General features: G+C 63.5%; 14 protein-coding genes and 1 pseudogene. All 15 read left to right on the forward strand.

The window, feature by feature from the left end:
* Positions 1-20 precede the first annotated feature (20 nt).
* Positions 21-1,193, forward strand: a complete 1,173-nt coding sequence (gene tssA, locus ACXJ7R_RS09120) for a type VI secretion system protein TssA (protein ID WP_457151561.1) — start codon at positions 21-23, stop codon at positions 1,191-1,193.
* 6 nt (positions 1,194-1,199) lie between these two features.
* Positions 1,200-1,739 carry a type VI secretion system contractile sheath small subunit gene (tssB, locus tag ACXJ7R_RS09125; protein ID WP_457151552.1) on the forward strand — a complete coding sequence of 180 codons (540 nt, stop codon included), beginning with the start codon at positions 1,200-1,202 and terminating at the stop codon, positions 1,737-1,739.
* Positions 1,740-1,742: 3 nt separating this feature from the next.
* Positions 1,743-3,248 carry a type VI secretion system contractile sheath large subunit gene (tssC, locus tag ACXJ7R_RS09130; RefSeq protein WP_095080774.1) on the forward strand — a complete coding sequence of 502 codons (1,506 nt, stop codon included), beginning with the start codon at positions 1,743-1,745 and terminating at the stop codon, positions 3,246-3,248.
* Positions 3,249-3,297: 49 nt separating this feature from the next.
* Positions 3,298-3,753, forward strand: coding sequence for an Hcp family type VI secretion system effector (locus ACXJ7R_RS09135; RefSeq protein WP_095080773.1), 456 nt, complete (start codon positions 3,298-3,300; stop codon positions 3,751-3,753).
* Entirely contained in the window at positions 3,740-4,495 is a 756-nt protein-coding gene (gene tssE, locus ACXJ7R_RS09140; protein WP_457151562.1) for a type VI secretion system baseplate subunit TssE, read from the forward strand. Before ACXJ7R_RS09135 ends, tssE begins: the two co-directional genes overlap by 14 nt.
* 1 nt (position 4,496) lies before the next feature.
* Complete coding sequence (tssF, locus tag ACXJ7R_RS09145) at positions 4,497-6,371, forward strand: type VI secretion system baseplate subunit TssF (protein ID WP_457151553.1); 1,875 nt, start codon at positions 4,497-4,499, stop codon at positions 6,369-6,371.
* Positions 6,335-7,402 (forward strand): type VI secretion system baseplate subunit TssG, encoded by a 1,068-nt coding sequence (gene tssG, locus ACXJ7R_RS09150; protein WP_457151554.1) that lies wholly within the window; start codon positions 6,335-6,337, stop codon positions 7,400-7,402. The genes tssF and tssG overlap by 37 nt, the downstream gene beginning before the upstream one ends.
* On the forward strand, positions 7,399-8,868 hold the full coding sequence (gene tagH, locus ACXJ7R_RS09155; RefSeq protein WP_457151555.1) for a type VI secretion system-associated FHA domain protein TagH: 1,470 nt from the start codon (positions 7,399-7,401) through the stop codon (positions 8,866-8,868). Before tssG ends, tagH begins: the two co-directional genes overlap by 4 nt.
* Positions 8,869-8,871: 3 nt before the next feature.
* Positions 8,872-9,324 carry a type VI secretion system lipoprotein TssJ gene (gene tssJ, locus ACXJ7R_RS09160; RefSeq protein ID WP_457151556.1) on the forward strand — a complete coding sequence of 151 codons (453 nt, stop codon included), beginning with the start codon at positions 8,872-8,874 and terminating at the stop codon, positions 9,322-9,324.
* Between the two features lie 39 nt (positions 9,325-9,363).
* Complete coding sequence (tssK, locus tag ACXJ7R_RS09165; RefSeq protein ID WP_095080766.1) at positions 9,364-10,698, forward strand: type VI secretion system baseplate subunit TssK; 1,335 nt, start codon at positions 9,364-9,366, stop codon at positions 10,696-10,698.
* 4 nt (positions 10,699-10,702) lie between these two features.
* Complete coding sequence (gene icmH / locus ACXJ7R_RS09170) at positions 10,703-12,025, forward strand: type IVB secretion system protein IcmH/DotU (RefSeq protein WP_457151557.1); 1,323 nt, start codon at positions 10,703-10,705, stop codon at positions 12,023-12,025.
* 1 nt (position 12,026) lies between these two features.
* Positions 12,027-15,566: a type VI secretion system membrane subunit TssM gene (gene tssM, locus ACXJ7R_RS09175; protein WP_457151558.1), complete on the forward strand. Its 3,540-nt coding sequence runs from the start codon at positions 12,027-12,029 to the stop codon at positions 15,564-15,566.
* On the forward strand, positions 15,563-16,090 hold the full coding sequence (gene tagF, locus ACXJ7R_RS09180) for a type VI secretion system-associated protein TagF (RefSeq protein WP_457151559.1): 528 nt from the start codon (positions 15,563-15,565) through the stop codon (positions 16,088-16,090). Before tssM ends, tagF begins: the two co-directional genes overlap by 4 nt.
* 125 nt (positions 16,091-16,215) lie before the next feature.
* Positions 16,216-17,274: a DUF2169 family type VI secretion system accessory protein gene (locus tag ACXJ7R_RS09185; protein ID WP_457151560.1), complete on the forward strand. Its 1,059-nt coding sequence runs from the start codon at positions 16,216-16,218 to the stop codon at positions 17,272-17,274.
* Positions 17,271-17,781: pseudogene (locus tag ACXJ7R_RS09190) on the forward strand (beta-ketoacyl synthase N-terminal-like domain-containing protein); the annotation flags it as partial. The gene ACXJ7R_RS09185 and the pseudogene ACXJ7R_RS09190, both read left to right, overlap by 4 nt.

Here is a 17,781-nt window from a genome sequence, read left to right on the forward strand (position 1 = left end):
GCCGGTCGCTGGGGGTTGGTGTGATTGATCTCGCACTCTGGCTTGCTCCGCTCGACGGTGAAAATCCGTCCGGGGAGGATTTGCGCAACGACCCGGCTTTTCATGAGCTGGAGCGCCTGACGGAAGCCCAGACCAAGGTCGTCCACGACGGCAACAACAAGGCCACCTCGCAAAGCACAATTCCAGTTGACTGGTCGGCGGTACTCGCCAAGGCGGAGGAATTGCGCGCGCATGGCCGGGACCTGCGACTGCTCGTCATCGTCACGCGCGCGCTGGCCAATGAAGAGGGGCTGGCCGGCCTCGCGCAGGGCCTGACCCTCATTGCGCAGACTTTCGATCAGTATTGGGAAACCATGCATCCGGCACTGCGGCCAGGCACTTCGCCACGCGATGCCGCCTTGCGCCGGATCAACGCGCTGCTCGACCTGCAGAATGGTCAGGACGGGCTGTTGGCGAACCTGCGGCAAATGACGTTCTTTGCGCCGCGCGCTATCGGCCCGATTCAGGGCATAGACCTGGAAAAGGGTGCGCTCGACGACCGCGTCATGCTCCAGGAAGCCGCCTCGGGGTTGAATGCCGCAGAAAAGGCGGCACTGGTCGGCGCGCACGGGCAACTCTTGAACCGGGTGCGTGCCGGATGCGCGGCACAGATGGATCAAGCCAACGCAGAGATGGTCTTGCTCATCGCCGACACCCGGGCAGCGATGGCGGCCCTCGACGCGGTCGAGACCGCCCTCAACGCTCGTCTCGATGGCGGCGGCGCTCCGGTTCCGGAATTAAAGCGGTTTCTGCAGCGTTTGCTGACGACCCTCGAACGGAACTCGGCTGCCGGCGCCGTTGCCAATGGCGCGGCCAAGCCACCCCCGCCGGCAGAACCGGCAACGCCTGCCCGAAACGGTCATGGAGCCGATGCGATGGCAAGTATGGCAAGCTACGCGGACTCGAGCACGGGGCTTCCCGACCGGATTTCCTCGCGTGRCGACGTGGTGAAATGCCTCGACCTCGTCGTCGCCTTCTACGACCGCACCGAGCCGTCGAGCCCGATCCCGCACCTGGCTCGGCGTGTGCGCCGGATGGTGCACATGGATTTCGTTGAACTTATGGAAGATCTCGCCCCGTCGGGGCTGAAGGAATTCCGGCTCCTTGCCGGCGTTCCCGATGCCAAGAAGGCGGCTCAGAAGGATGAAAGGTAACAACACATGCCAGCCGAAAGCAAAGCGAAGGTCATCGAACGAAATCGCGCGCCGCGGGTGCAGATCGCCTACGATGTAGAAACCTATGGCAGCCCGACGACGATCGAACTGCCGTTCGTCATGGGCGTGATGGCCGATCTTTCCGGAGCTTCGCAAACCAAGGAAGCGTCAAAGTCGGTGCTGGACCGCTCCTTTGTCGAGACCGACGCGAACCGCTTCCCCAAGTTCATGGAGGCGCTCGGTCCCCGCGTCAAAGCCCGGGTGAAGAACACGCTGCCGCAGGCCGAAGGCCAGGAGCGTGACGAGGAACTGGCGCTCGACCTCACCTTCACCAAAATGGGCGATTTCGCCCCGGACAAGATCGCCGCGCAAGTTCCGCAACTGGCCGAGATCCTCAAGATGCGTCGTCAGCTCGAGGAATTGCTGGGCTTCATGGATGGCCGCGTCGACGCCGAAAAGCRCATCGCGCAGCTTCTGAACAACGAGCCGCTTCTTGGCAAGATCGCCAGTCAGGCGCTGACCGACGACGACAAGGCAGGGGAGTAGATCATGGCCGAACAGCAAAAGACCGCCGCCGTCGCCGCCGAGGCCGAAGCCATAGACCTTGGAGAATTCAGCGGGCTCCTCGAGAAGGATTTCAAGGTCAAGAAGGACGACAGCGAGAAGCTGCAGCAGCTCGTGCGCAATCTGGCGCTGGCGGCGCAGTCCCGTTCCGACACCACGACCATCTCGTCCAATGCGATCAAGTCGATCAAGTCGCTGATCGCGGGCATCGACAAGATGCTGACCACGCAGGTCAACGAGATCCTGCATGCGCCGGAAGTGCGCGAAATGGAAGGCACATGGCGCGGCCTCTGGTATCTCGTCAACAACACCGAGACGGATCAGAAGCTGAAGATCCGGGTGATGAACATTTCCAAGGAGCAGCTGGCCGACACGCTCGAAGACTTTGAAGGCCAGATGTGGGACCAGAGCCCGATCTTCAAGAAAGTCTATACAGACGAGTATTCGATGCTCGGCGGCGAGCCGATCGGCTGCGTGGTCGGCGCCTACGAATTCTCCAACCACCCGCGCGACGTCGGTCTGCTGCGCAACATCTCCGGCATCTGCGCATCGGCGCATACGCCGTTCATCGCAGCCGCCTCGCCGCGCCTGTTCCGCATGGACAGCTGGCAGGAATTGCCGAACCCGCAAGACCTGCAGCAGATCGTCTCCAACCCGGCCTATGCGTCGTGGCAGTCGCTGCGCGAGAGCGAGGACGCTCGCTACATCGGCCTGACCATGCCCCGGGTCCTGGCCCGGCTGCCCTACGGCACCGATACCGTTCCGGTGAAGGGCTTCACCTTCGAGGAAGAGGTGCAGGGCGACCACAACAAATATGTCTGGATGAATGCCGCCTTCCCGATGGGCGTCAACATCAACCGCAGCCACAAGCTGTTTGGCTGGGGCACGCAGATCCGTGGCGTCGAGAACGGCGGCACGGTGCTGAACCTGCCGGTGCATAGCTTCCCGACCGATGACGGGTCGATCGCGATGAAATGCCCGACCGAAGTCGCCATCGACGACCGACGCGAGGCCGAACTGGCCAAGCTCGGCCTGATGCCGATCCTGCACCGGAAGAACACCGATCTCGCGGCCTTCATCGGCGCGCACTCGCTGCAGGACGACGAGACGCGAGCGGGACGACTGGTCGACCCGGACGCACAGTCGAACGAGCGGCTGAGCGCCAACCTGCCCTATCTCTTCCCGGTCTCGCGCTTTGCGCACTACCTCAAGGCCATTGCGCGCGACAAGGTCGGCTCGTTCAAGGAGCGCTCCGACATGCAGATCTGGTTGACCGAGTGGATCAACCGGTACGTGCTGGCCAACCCGGCCTTTGCCGACGACAAGGCGCGCGCCAAGCGCCCGCTTGCCGCCGCCGAGGTTCAGGTGGACAGTGTGGAGGGGCGTCCTGGCTATTACGCTGCCCGCTTCTATCTGCGCCCACATTACCAGCTGGAGGGCATCAATGCCTCGCTCCGACTGGTGTCGGAACTACCGTCCGTGAAGACTTGATTTGCAGCAACCAGACCTTGTTTTTGTTTGAAAGCGGTGGAGAAAGACAATGCCAGTGAAGATTGATGGTTTTCTGAAGGTTCCGGATATCAAAGGCCCGAGCACCCGCGACGGCCACGATGACGAGATCGAAATCCATGGCGTCGACTACAAGATGGTCGCACCTTATGATCCGAATTCGCTCTCACGCCGTGGCCGCGTGTCCATGGGCATGATCAAATTCATCAAGCATTACGACAAATCCTCGCCCTACCTGAAGAAGGCTTTGTTCGAGAACAAGGCCCTGGACGAGGTGGTGTTCTCGGCACGGCGGACCATCGATGGCGAGACCAAGGATTACCTGGTGGTCACCCTCACCGACGCCTCGATCATGGAATACGACATGTCGCAGGCGCCGGACGAGGAAGACCTGATCCAGGAAGAGGTCAGCTTCGCCTACAAGAAGATCAAGTTCGTCTATGACGGCAATGATGAAGCCGAAATGGATGTCTATGTCGGCAAGTGAGGTTCGGCGACCCGGCGCGGGCAAGCAGCAGACTACCGGCAGCTTGCGGGCAAAAAGCGAGGCCGTCCAGCCTTCACTTTGGGATCGCCTCGTCAATGACCTGCCGGGCCTGACTTCGGAGATAGACGGGCTGCGCCATGTCTTGCTCGACGAGCTTGGCGCGGACCGTCTCGACACACTCGTCACCGGCAGTGCGCGGACCATAGACGCCGATGCAGAGCTGACACCCGATCAAAAACGGCGTCTGCATCGACTGGCCTTTCAGACCCAGCACCGCGTCGAGATCGAAAGCCGCGGCGTGGTGGTTTCGGCTCGCGTGCTCAGGGAAGCGGTACGGCGTGACATCGAGGCGCTCTTCAACACCGAGCGCTTCGAGGCCACACCGCTGCTTTCCGATCTGGAAAACGAACAGGTGTCGGACAATCCACCTTCGCTCGCCGATTTTCCGGAGGTGCGTCGAAGCGTGGTCAATTACGGCGTGCCTTCCTTCTCGGGCCGGTCGTCCCGCGACTTTGATCGCGACGTGCTGGCGCGTGAGATCCGCGCGGTGCTCGCTACCTTCGAGCCTCGCCTCAAGGAGAGCGCGACAACGGTTACGGTCACCCTTGGCGACAAGACCGTTGGCCTCAAGATCGAGATAGACGCCGTGCTGATCATGACGCCGACGCCGGAACGCATGCGCCTGCGCACCACGATCAATCTCGACAACGGCTTGGCGCGGACCGAAATTAGGGACGCCTGAGATGGATCGGGTCTTCGTCGAATATTWCGAGGAGGAACTGACCCATATCCGTGGCCTCGCGGCAGAATTTGCCGACATGCATCCGGCAGTGGCGCGCAACCTGTCGCTCGACACGGTCCCGTGTCCGGACCCGTATGTCGAGCGGCTGCTGGACGGCGTCGCCTTCCTCGCCGCGCGCACCCGGCTGAAGGTCGATGCCGAGCGCTCGCGATTTTCACGCAGTGTGCTCGAGGTTCTCTATCCCGATCTGGTCACGCCGGCGCCGGCAACGGCGATGGCGGTGCTGAAGCCCGGCCAGCAGGTCCAGACCATGCTCGCCGGCCACGTCGTCAAGCGCAACACGCGGCTGGTTTCCAGCCTGCAGCCAGGCCTGTCGACGCGCTGCACGTTCTCCACCGCGCAAGAAATGACTCTATGGCCGATAGCGGTCACATCGGTGAGCTATTTCCAGGATCGCAGTGCGCTGGCGATAGCCGGCATAGGGCCGATCGGCGGCGTTGGCGGCGCGGCGGCGCTCCGCATCGTGCTGGCCCGAACCGGAAAAGGCAGGCTCGACGAACTGGCGCTCGACCGGCTCGACCTCTATTTTGCTGGACGCACCAAGGCGCCGCTCCTGTTCGATGCGATTTTCGGCGCCTGCTCGGCCGTTGGCGCACGCCCGGAAGGCAAGACCAACCCGTTGTCGCCCCTGCCGGCACCCGAAATGGTCGGCATCAGCGACGACGAGGCCCTGATGCCTCGTACCCGTCCGACATTCGAGGGGTACCGTCTGCTGCGCGAATATTTCATGATGCCCGAGCGCTTTCACTATGCGCGGGTTTCCGGGCTTCAGCCAGTCGTGCGCCGGTGCGCCGCCGGGCTCGAGATCATCTTCTTGTTCAGACGTGCGGTGCCCGAACTTGCCGACCTGACACCGGCGGACTTCGAACTTTTCGCAACGCCGATCATCAATCTGTTCGAGCGTGAGTGCAACGTCATCGAGGTCGATGCGCGCAAGACGCGTCAGGTGCTGCATGCAGACCGAACGCGGGCGCGCGACTTCGAAATCTACCGGGTCATCCGCGTCGAGGATGCCGACACAGAAGGCAACGACGCCGAAATCCCCGAACTCTTCAGCCTGGGGCAGAACCGCGGCAGTGGCTGGGTCTATTCGACCGAGCGGCGCCCACGTCGGGCGACGGAGGAGGAGCGGCGCGACGGCCTGACCCGAACGTCATACACCGGGGACGACGTTTTCCTGGCCATATCCCGGCCGCTCGCAAGCCCGGCGAACCGGCCGCTCAAGCGTCTCGACGTCATGGCGCTTTGCACCAATCGTGATCTGCCGATCCTCGATGACAATCCGACATTGACGCTGGAGGCCGGCGACCCGGTCGAAACCGTCAGGCTGCTTGGCGCGCTGCGTCCGCCACAGCCGGCCATCCCCGCGGCACTGCCGGCTGGGGCCGACGGTGAATCGCGGGCCGACGATCTTGCCTGGCGGCTGGTGGCGCAGCTCGCGCTCAACTTCCTCAGCCTTGCCAAGGAAGGCCGCGGCATCGACCCTCTGCATGCTCTGCTCGACCTCTATGCCGATCGCGGCGATCCGAGCCTTGCGCGCAATGTGCATTCGATCGTGCGTATCGACTCGCAGCCGGTCATCGAACGGCTGCAGATCGATGGGCCGATGTGCTTCGGACGCGGCACCGAAGTGACGTTGCACGTTGATCAATCGGTCCTGGCCGGCCAAAGCACCTTGCTGCTTTCGGCCTTGCTGGCGCGGCTGTTTGCCCGCCACGCCGGAATAAACGGCTTCGTGCGAACCCGCACGCGGCTGCTGCAGAAGCAGGAGGATGTGCCATGGCCGATGACGCCCGGCAATCGCTACCTGATCTAGACCAGCCCAGCCCGAACCGGGCCGAAGGTCTGTCCGAGACGTTCGACTTCTTCGAACTGCTGCGCCGTCTCGAACAGCGGAGCGGTCTGTTCGGCCATTCCGGCCGCCCCGACCGTGAGCCGGCTCGACTCGGCCAGCATGTGCGCCTCGCCTTTTCGGCGCGGGACCTGGTTCAGTTCCGCGAAGCCGATGGCGAGACGCCGGCCCGGGTCACGGTTGCAAATCTCGGCCTGCTGGGGCCCGAGGGACCCATGCCGCTGCATCTGACGCGCTGGGTGCTCGACCGCCTGTCGCAGCGCTGGTTCGCCGGCACCGACGCACAGCTGACCAGCGACACCACGTTCGTGGACTTCGTCAACATTCTGCAGCACCGCATGATTGCCCTCTACTACCGGGCGTGGGCGGACGCGCATCCGGCCGTACAGGTCGAACGCGCGGTCGGCGGACGTGTTCGCGCTATGCTGGAAGCGATGGCTGGGATTGGACTTCCCGGCACCCAGGACGCCGATCTCGATACGGTAAAGCTTCGCCAGGCGGCTTCGCTCGCCAGCCAGGTCGACGGCCCGGAACGGCTGACGCTGTTCCTGGCGGAAGCATTCAAGGTGCCGGTGCAGATCAGGGAGTTCATCGCTGCCTGGATAACCGTGCCGACCGGCCTCCAGACCCGCCTTGCAAAGGCCTATGCGGGGCTCGGCCGGGGGGCGACGATCGGCCCGCGGGTTTTCAACCGCCAGAGCAGGATCGAACTGCGCGTCGGCCCGCTGGGGTACGAGGACTTCAAGGCCTTCCTGCCTGGCGGCCAGCGGCTCAAACTGTTCAAACAGGCCGTTCGCGACATGATCGGGGAATCGCTCGACGTCGACCTGCGCATCGTGCTTGCGCGCGAAGCCGTGCCGCCGCCGCGTATCGGATCGGCACAGCTCGGCCGAACCACCTGGCTTGCGCGGCCCGCCGAAAGGGGCGATGCTGACGACATGCGGCTGCGGACAATCGTCGGATGGCGGCCGGAAATCGCGGGGGTCGCGGCATGAGTCTGCTGCTGACGCTGGAGCAAGGGCCACGCACCCAGGCGGTACGGCAGACCCGGCTGGACGAGGGTGAGCTGGTGATCGGCCGCAGCGCCGACGCGGGCTGGCAGATCGACGATCCAGACATGTTCGTTTCGAGGGCTCACTGCAAGATTTCCGGCGGGCGAGACGGGTATTTCGTCACCGACACGTCGAGCAGTGGATTGTTCATAAACGGCTCTGACAGCCCGCTCGGCGCCGGCAAGTCGACGCGCCTGCAAAGCGGCATGCGGCTGAGGCTGGGCGACTACATCGTCTATGTCGACCTGCAAACGCCAGTCGCTCAAGCACCGGCGACCAGTCAGCCGGTTCCCGAACGCCTACCGCAGCCATCTCGGGCGCCGGTGAGCATCGGCCGCGATGACTTCTTTTCAGCCAAGGTCGAAGAAGAGCCGCGACGGCCACGTCCGGCCGATCTTCCGAACCCGTTCGAGCAGCCGGTTCCGGGCGCGTTCGAGCGTGCCGCATCCCAGCGCAACTCGCCTGCTTTCGATGACCCGTTCAGCCTTGATCCGGTTGCAACGCCTGTGTCGAGAAACGCCGCCCCTTTTCTCGAGCCGAGCGGTGCCGCGAACCGGGCGGACCCATTCAGCCTCGACCCGGTGCCGTCCCCCAGCCGCGGAGCCGAACCGGCTGCCGGAAAGCCATCCGATTTCAACGATGATTTTGGTTTCGGACCGGCGGCAGTGCCCAATTCGGCAAACGGCGCCGGCTCGACCGGACAGCGCGAGCGCGCCGCCCAACAACCCCAATCCACCAATCCCTGGGATTTGCCCGTGCAAGCGGCGGATACCCCTCCCCCGCCACGTGCGGTCGCTCCTGCCAAACCCGCCCGCCCGCCCGCCGCGCCACAGCCGGGGGAGTCGGCGCTTCGCTCGGCATTCCTGCACGGCATGGGCGTTGAGGAAGCCGATTTCCCCGGACGCGACAGCATCGCGGAAATGGAGAAGTTTGGCCGCGAGTATCGGCTGATGATGGAAGGCCTGATGCAGCTTCTGCGCAAGCGGGCCGAGGAAAAGGGAAACGCCCGCGTCGCCCAGACCATGGTCGGAGCCTCCGAGGTCAATCCGCTCAAGTTTCTGCCAACTGTCGATGATGCCATCGTCACGCTTATCGCCGAGCGCAGCCCCGGATTTCTTGCCGGCGAAGCGGCAATCGCCGACGCGGTTCGCGATCTTGCGCAACATCACGTGCGCGCCTGGCGCGGCATACAGGCCGCCTTGCGGCGGATGATCGACCGTTTTGACCCGGCCGAGATCGAGGAAGAGCTGAAATCGAATTCGGCGATCGGCACCCTGCTTTCAGGCGGGCGCGGCGCCAAGCTGTGGGAGCTTTACCAGAAACGCCATCGTGAAATCGCCGAGAGCGCGGAAAAAAGCTTCCTTGGCGAAATCGGCGCTGATTTTCGGGATGCTTACGAGGAGGAGTGAGAGATGATCGATCGACGTGAACTTGTCGTTGCCCTGGGTGCGACGGGGCTGCTTGCGGCCTGCCAGAGTGGTCCGCCGAAGCCATCGGTGATCACCGTCAACGTGACCGGCGGGGCCGGCATGAACCCAGGACCAGGTGGCGGCGATCGGCCGGTGACGGTTCTCGYGATGCGGCTGAAAAGCGCCGGCAAATTCAATTCCGCCGACTATTTTGCGTTGCAGGGGGATGCCGGCACGGCGCTGGCAGGCGATCTTATCGGGTCCGACCAGATCGCTGTCGGGCCGGGGAAATCCGCATCCAAAACCATCACCGTCGAGCCGGACGCGACGGCGCTGGGCTTCGTTGCATTGATCCGCGAGCCTGGCGGCAGGAACTGGCGGACAACCAAGTCAGTATCGCCGGGATCGAAATTCACGATCAACGTCACGCTTGGCAGCGGCGGCATTTCCGCCTAGCGGCCAGGGCAAGGGGAGCTCAATGCAGAGAGCAGCGGCATGAGCGATGCAAACAGGGTGCTATGGTCCGAAGGGCTTTTCCTGCGGACCCAGCATTTCCAGCAGCAGGATCGCTTCTTCGAAGCGACGGTGCGCGGCGCGTTGCAGGCCGGGCAACTGCATACGTTCGGCTTTCAACAGCTGACGCTGGACCAGGCATTGCTGGATGCCGGCCAGATTTCGATCCTGTCCGCACGGGGCATCTTCCCGGACGGAACGCCTTTTTCCATTCCAGACATGATGGACGCGCCGCGACCGCTGCCGGTGACCCCGGACACTGGCGCCGGACCGGTGCTGGTCGCCTTGCCGCTGGAGCCTGCCGGCGGCGTCGGCTTCGATCCGGCACACGCCGCCGCCTCGGGGGCACGATATCACGGGCGGATCGTATCGGTGCGTGACGCCGTCCAGGGCGGTTCAGACCCTGAAGAAATCGAAATCGCCCGCCCGCAGGCGCTGCTGCTTGCACCCGGCAAGTCGGTCGGTGGCTACACGGCCTTGCCGATAGCCGACCTCAAGGGCGTTCGAGCCGATGGCGGCGTCTCCCTGGACGAGACCTTCCTGCCACCGACACTGATTACCGGCGCGGTGGCCTGGTATCGGCAATTGTTGCTGGAAGTTGTCACCGGTCTCGACCAGATCGCCGAGGCGCATGGCAAGATGGTCATGGGTGGGCCTGGGCGCAGCGTTGAAGATCTGTTGATGCTCAATCTCGCCAATGCGGCGCGCCCGCGGCTGGCCCATATACTGGCCCAGGATGTCTTCCATCCGGCCGAGCTTTACCTGGAGCTAGCCGGGCTTGCCGGTTCGATGGCTACCTACGGATCGAGCGCACGGCGGCTGGGMGAGTTGCCGGCCTACGATCACATGGCCCCCGGCCCCGCCTATTCGGCGCTGGCGGATGCGCTGCGCTCGCTCATCCTCAGCCTGCGTTACATCGAGCCGAAATCGCGAGCGCTGCCTGTCATGCGGCATTCGACCAATGTCTGGAAAATCCGCATCGACAACCCGAAGCTGCTGGTGGCCAGTCGGATCGTCATCCGTGTCGGTTCGGAGCTGTCGGAGGACGCGCTGCGCAAGATCTTCGTCAACCAGGCGACCGTCGGCTCGGCCGACCAGTTCGAGGGCCTGTGGAAATCGCGCTTGCCCGGCATTCCGCTGAAACCGCTTCATTCGCAGCCGCGCGAAATCCCTTACGATGGCGATCGGCTATGCCTCGAGCTGGACCAGAAAAGCGAGTACTGGGCGTCGTTGCTCGACGCTCCCGGCTTCGTCATCGGCGTTTCGGGCGTGTTGCCAAGCGAGCCGCAGGTGGACTGCTATTCGGTGAACAGGTGAGATGATGAGCCGCGATGATCCTTTCGGACTGTCGGAGGATCGCGAACGCACTCGCATTCGATTGACCGGCGCGCCGATGCCGCGGCCCATGGCGCCACTCTTGCCGGGCGCGGTTGTCAAGCGAGCCCGCACCCACCCGAACGCGCTCGTCAACGCATTCGCGCCCTTGCTCGAGTTCGCTCCCGAGCTTGAAAGCGCGCTGGCGCCGGACAATCCGGAAGCACTGCGGACCCGGTTGCTCGAAGAACTGGTGCGGGCCCGCGACACGGCAATGACGGCGGGATCCTCAATGGAGCGGGCCGACCAGGCAGCATGGGTCGTGGCGGCGCTGCTCGACGATCTGGCCTTGAACACGCCATGGGGCGGGGCCAGCGCCTGGCCGCGGCAGCCGCTCGTTGTCATGCTGCGCGGCGATGTCGATGCCGGAACGCAGTTCTTCACACGTCTCGACGAACTCGAGCGCCATCCGAACCGGGATCGCGAATTGCTGGAGCTGCAGTATCACTGCCTGGCGCTTGGCTTCCGTGGCAAATATCGTGTGGCAAACCGGTCAGGCGACCGCTCGATCAATGCCGTTCGCGTGGCGGCGGCACGCTTCTTGCGCGACGTCGACGCCGAAGGCGCGCCCTTGTCGCCAAACTGGAAGGGCGTGATCGCATCCGACGAGCCGCAGCGCTTCATCGTTCCGATCTGGGTCATGGCGCTCGGTGCGGCGGTGATCGCCACGGCAGTCCATGTCGGGCTCTCGACGGGACTGAGCAGCCAGGCGGTCGAGCTTTCCGCGCTTGTTCGCGCGTTGCCGCCGCCCGCACGCGGCGACATCACCCGGGCATCGCCCAAGGTCGATGCACCGCCGCCGGAGAAACTGGATTTTGCGCTGTTGCCGGAATTTCAGGCCGGCGCGCCAGCCGAGCTAAAATCCGCCCTCAGCGGCACCGAAAGCGTTTCGGTGGCCAAGCTGATCATCCAGGCCTCCAATCCTGAACTGTTCCAGTCGTCGCGGCCACAACTGACCGAGGGGTTCGAGCCCCTGATCGGGTCAATCGCCAAGGTGATCCTCGCCAATCAGGAGCTCATCGGAAAGATCACGGTGATCGGTCATACGGACAGCGTTCCCCTACAGAAGACCAATCCGCTGTCGACCAACCAGCGACTGTCCGAGGCTCGCGCCCAGACGATTGCCGACATGCTGGTCCAGAACGGAGTGCCGCAGGATCGCGTCCGTTCCGAGGGCCGCGCAGCCACCGATCCAGTGGCCACCGACAGCACGCGCGAGGGGCGGGCCTTGAACCGCCGTGTCGAGGTGCTCGTCGAAAAGAGGCTGTGAGATGTTCATCCTGCGCTTCCTGTGGGCAGTTCTGACATCGCGCTGGCTGTGGACGCTGATCGGCATCACGCTGCTTTCCCTGGTCATCTGGGTGTTCGGTCCGATCGTCAGGGTCGGTCCCTACGAACCGTTCGCCTCTGAAAATGTGCGCATCGTCATCATCGCGCTGCTGGTCATCTTCTGGCTGATCTGGCTGATCGTCGCCCAGCGCCGGACGATCCGCGCCAACCGCATGTTCGTCGCCGAGATTGCCGCACCAGCAGTGGAAAAGCCGCTCAGCCCCGGCGAAGAGAATGTCGCAGCCGTGGGCGCCAAGTTCGCCGAGGTGATGGCCGAACTGAAGCGCCGCAAGCTGGGCGGACGCAAGTTTCTGCGCGAGATGCCGTGGTATGTGATCGTCGGGCCGCCGGCCACCGGCAAGACCACCGCCTTGCGGCAGTCCGGACTTAATTTTCCGATCGACCTCACAGACGACCTGCAGGGGGTCGGCGGCACGCGCAACTGCGACTGGTTCTTTTCCGAAAACGCGGTCCTGATCGACACCGCCGGCCGCTATGTCCAGCAGGAGAGCCAGCCCGATGTGGACGCGGCGGAATGGCTGGGCTTCCTCGACCTGTTGAAGAAGCACCGGGGCCGCCGCGCGCTCAACGGCGTGATCGTCGCGCTTTCGATCGACGTGCTTTCGGAAGGCGACGACGCCATCAAGGCGCACGGCCGCAAGATCCGCCGCCGGCTGGCCGAGCTCAACGACCGGCTCGAAATCCGCCTTCCGGTCTACCTGATGCTGACCAAGGCCGATCTGGTCAAGGGTTTCGAGGCCTTCTTCGGCGGCTTGTCCACCGCCTCGCGCGAGCAGGTATGGGGAACGACCTTCGCGCTGGATGCGCGTGTCGATGCCAAGACCATCGAACGAGAGATTTCGACGCTGGCGACGGAACTCGAGCGGCGGCTGGTGCCGCGCCTGGAGGATGAGGACAAACTCGCCGCCCGTGCCGAGATCTTCCGGTTTCCCGCCCAACTCGCAAGCCTGTCCGAACCCATCCAGGTGCTGGTCGAGGCGATGTTCGGCGAAAGCCGGTATGAAGAGGTCGCCTGGCTGCGCGGGCTCTATCTGACATCGGCGACGCAGGAAGGGGCGCCCATCGACCGGCTGACCGCGGCGCTGTCTTCTTCCTTCGGCCTGCCGCCACGCCGGGCCCTGCCCGCACCACGGGTCGAGAAACGTAGCTTCTTCCTGAAGAACCTGCTCACCGAAGTCATCTTCAAGGAAGCCGGCCTCGGTACGTTCGACCCGCTGGCGCAACGCCGCCGCGCCTGGATCTGGCGCGGTGCCGCGGCTGCATGTGCCGTGGCGGGCTTGTTGGCCAGTGCTGTGTTCACCTGGTCCTACTACGACAACCGCAATGCGATCTCGGCCCAGGCAGGCCAGTTCGAGGCCCTGCAATCGCCCCTGACCTCTGTTGCCGCAACTCCGGCATCGGTGGAGCAGCCTGCCATGGACGGCGCGCTTGGTGCGATGGACGCGGTCGCAACTGCCCGGACAGCACCGCCGGGCGCCGCCCATGACCTGCTGGGGCCATCGGCCTCGGCGGAACTGGTGCGGGCACAGACCGACACCTACGACCACGCCCTGCGCAACGTCCTCGAGCCACGCATGGTCGCACTGCTCGAGGCGACCATGTGGCGGCAGATCCGCGATCCGGATTTCATGCTCGGGGCACTGAAGACCTATCGCATGATGACGGGGCTGTCGCAGATGGATCCCGATTTCGCCCAGAACTGGTGGGTGAACAGCCTGCCCGAATTCGCCGCTGCGGCACCATTTCCGACCGCCGATGCCGAAGAGCACCAGCTTGCCGCCATCCGCCGCATGACGGTCGACGAAAGCTATATCGCGCCCGACCAGGCGCTGGTTGCCGAAGCGCTGAAGACGGTGTGTACGATTTCACTGCCGGCGCGTGCCTACAAGCAGTTGCTGGCCGATCCGGCAGTGGCCGGGCTGAAGGAGTGGATCCCGGCCAATTTCGCTGGCCCCAACGGTGGCAAGGTGTTTGCGCGGCGTTCCGCCAAGACACTTCGCGTCGGCATTTCCGGAGCCTTCACCTATTCCGGCTTCCACGACGTCATTCTCGACCGTATCGACGATGTCGCCGCCCAGGCGGCGCTCGATCGCGCCGTTTTCGCCGGCGGATGCTCGGAAAACTCAGAAACCTCGGTCTCGGCGCTGTCCGAAGATATTCTGAAGCTCTACTACGACGACTATATCGCGCAATGGGACAGCTTCCTGCGCGACATGAGGCTGGCGCCACTGACCGATCTCAATGTCGCCAGTGAAAATCTGAAGGACCTGTCGAGCGCCGATTCGGCGCTGAAGCGGCTGCTTACGGCGGTCGTTCAGGAGACCGAGTTGACGCGCTCCGACGACGACGCGCCCGCCGACAACAAAGCGGCGGCCAAGGGCGCTTCGAAACTGCTCGGCAAGCTTGGCAAGCTCGGCAAGCTGGCGACAAGCGGTGCGAAACTGCTTCCCCGCGCCGGATCGGCCAGCGAGGTAGACCTGACCGGCAATCTGGTGGCCGAACATTTCAAACCGCTCAAGAGCACCATCGCCGAGGTCGACGGCCAGCCGCCGGCACTGGATGCCGCGGTTGTCGCGCTGACCGCGCTTTCGAACGTGCTGCAGACGGTCAGCGCGAACCCCAATCCGCAGGATGCCATCAAGAAGCAGGGCGGCCTTGCCGAACTGACGGGCGCGGTCGCCAGGCAGGCACAGATCCTGCCCGACCCCATCAACACCTGGCTGGGCGGGATTGCCGGCGATACCAGCAATTTGACTCAGAAGGCGGTCACTTCGGAGCTCAACGCGATCTGGCGGGCCGACATACTGCCTTTCTGCCAGGCCGCGCTCAACGACCGCTATCCCTTCAGCGCCGAGAGCGCTGTGGACGTCAATGTACGTGATTTCGCCCGCCTGTTCGGACCGGCCGGGCTGATCGACGGTTTCATCAACGACCACCTGATCAACTATGTCGACACGACCAGCCAGCCATGGAAGTGGCGCGCCGATTTCGGCCTCGATCCTGCGGCGCTGCCGGCGTTCGAGCAGGCCAGGCATATCCGCGACGATCTCTTTCCCGGTGGTACCGGACCGGTGATGAGCTTCACGCTCGAGCCGAAGGACCTGTCTCCCAACGTCACGCGCGTCACGCTCAACCTCGATGGCCAGAGCCTGGTCTACTACAACAACGCGACGCGGCCGCAGCCGATGACATGGCCCGGCAAGGACGGCACCGGGGTCATTACGCTCGCCTTCCAGCCGATCGACGGATCGCCCGAAGTCCTGCTCAACGAGACCGGCAGCTGGGCATGGCTGAGGATGCTGCGCAGCGGCCGCTTCGCCGGCACTTCGCTGTCCGATGTCTACAGCCTGCGCCTGGGCACGAAAGGCATGTATGCCGATTTCGAGCTCAAGGCCGCCAGCGTCGAAAACCCGTACAATCTGGAAATGTTCAAGAAATTCTCATGTCCGCCACAGATATGATCCTGCCAGGCTTTTACGGCAAAATGCCCGCCACCGGCGATTTCGTCACACGGCGGCTGCCAGGGGATTTTGTGCGCGTCTGGGACCGCTGGCTGGCGCAGCATCTCGTCCCGCTGATCGGTTCGGATTTTTGGCCCAGCACGACTGCGTTGCGCTTCCTGGCTGGCCCGGCTTCCTTCGGTGCGTCGGCAGGTATCATTTTGCAGAGTGCCGACAGAGTTGGCAGACAATTCCCTTTGACCATTGTTGCGCAGCTTGCCGAAGTGCCCGTTCAGCTAGCCGACGCCGAGGCGTGGTTTGCCAGCATCGAACAGGCGGCCATCGCTGCCCAAGGCGGCGAGCTGACCCCCGACGAACTGGATGCCGCGCTGGGCGCCCTGCCCGTGCCGATTGTCGAGCCAAGCGAAGAGCTCATCAGCGACATGGTGATGTGGACTGCCCGTTCGGATCTTTTCGACATCGACCCGCAATCGCCGCAAGCGAGGCTGGAACAGATCTTTGCGGCGAGCTGGGAGACCAATTGATGGAGGCAAATTCGACGATATGCAGTAGCCGGTACCCACGTCGCGCCGGCAAATTGTTTCCAAGCTATACCCAAGACAGTTGAAGGTCCGTTGTTTCACCGTCGCGCAAGGATGCCTTGTTTCAAATGTGGATACTGTCCAACCATACGCCATTCGCCGCTCAGGAAAGCTGGACGCGTGACGAGCGAGGACATGAGGTCTGGCTGATCGCGATCAAGGCGTCGTTCGAGATCGATGCCGACGGCAAGCAGCGGCTCTTGAAAAACCAGACGCCGGTGACCCTGGCACCTCTACACGGGGCCGATCCGAACGAACTTCTCGACGAAACTGATCTCAATCTTGAGAAAAAGCATACGGATGTTCTGGTCGAAGGACACGTCTATGCGCCCGGCAGGCGTCCAGCCATCGAGAGCGCGGCGCGCATAAAGGTCGGCGACGTGGACAAGACCCTCAACGTGGTGGGGGACCGCGTGTTTATGCCTGGCCCGGTGTCGGTGCGGATGAGCCGGGCGGAGCCATTCACGAGAATGCCGATCAGCTGGCGCCGGACTTACGGCGGCACGGATATGGAGGCATCAAAGCCGGATTGGGACCAGCGCAATCCAGTTGGTACGGGGTTTGCAATCGACCCCCAGCGGCTAGTTGGCAAAGCCGGACCTAACTTTGAGTATTCCAACGCGCCCTATCGCGACCACAAGAGCGGCACACCGGCTAGCTTCGGTCCGGTGGCGCGTCACTGGCAGCCGCGGATAAGATACGCTGGCACCTATGGCGAAGAATGGGAGAAGACGCGCGATCCGCTTTTGCCGCGCGATTTCAGCCGTATGTACTATCAATGCGCCCCGGAAGATCAACAAACCAAAACTCCGCTGATTGGCTATGAGGACGTTCGGCTGGGGAATTTCACCGAGGATGGCTTCTGGCAATTCCTTCTGCCGCGCATAAAATTCGACCTGACCACGGAGTTCTACAATCGTCCGGATCGCGAGAACGGCGAAGCCACCATCCATACCCTGCGCATCAAGCCCGATTTACGGCAGTTCTCGATTACGTGGATGTCCGCCCTGCCGGTGCCTTTCGACGAGGAACGGCTGAAGAATACAAATCTGCGTATCAGGCCACGGACAGGCATTTCGCCGACAGTAGCGGCAACAGGCATTTGGCAACCGGAAGAAAACGAATGACGACAAAAGGGGCCACGATTGTCGTCGTCGGCGTTGGAGTACGCACGCCGTTGGGTTTTGACGCGTCCTCAAGTGCAGCGGCTGTCCGCGCCGGTATCTCGGCCATCCAGGATCATCCCCATATGGTGGACCGTTTCGGTGAGCGGATGAAAATCACTCGCGACATCGGCGTAGATGCGAGCCTTGCCGGCCCGGAGCGCGCTGTGGAAATCGCGATCTCACCGGCACTCGACGCCTTGCGGCCATTGCGAGCATCACTGCAGTCGCCCGAAGTGTGCCTTATTATCTCCACCGGAGAGCCAAGGCCAGGTCAACCGGATGGGTTTGCCGCTCAGGTGGACGCCAAGTTGCGCAAGCTGCTGGCCCAGCATGTTGTCCTCGAAGGTGGTGGTTCAATAGCTGGTGGCCACGCCGGTGGGCTACTGGCGATCTACCATGCCTGCAAGACACTGCGAGATGGAAAAGCCACGTTCTGCCTCGCGGGCGGCGTCGATACCTATCTTGAAC

Source organism: Mesorhizobium sp. P5_C1 (genome assembly GCF_054049815.1).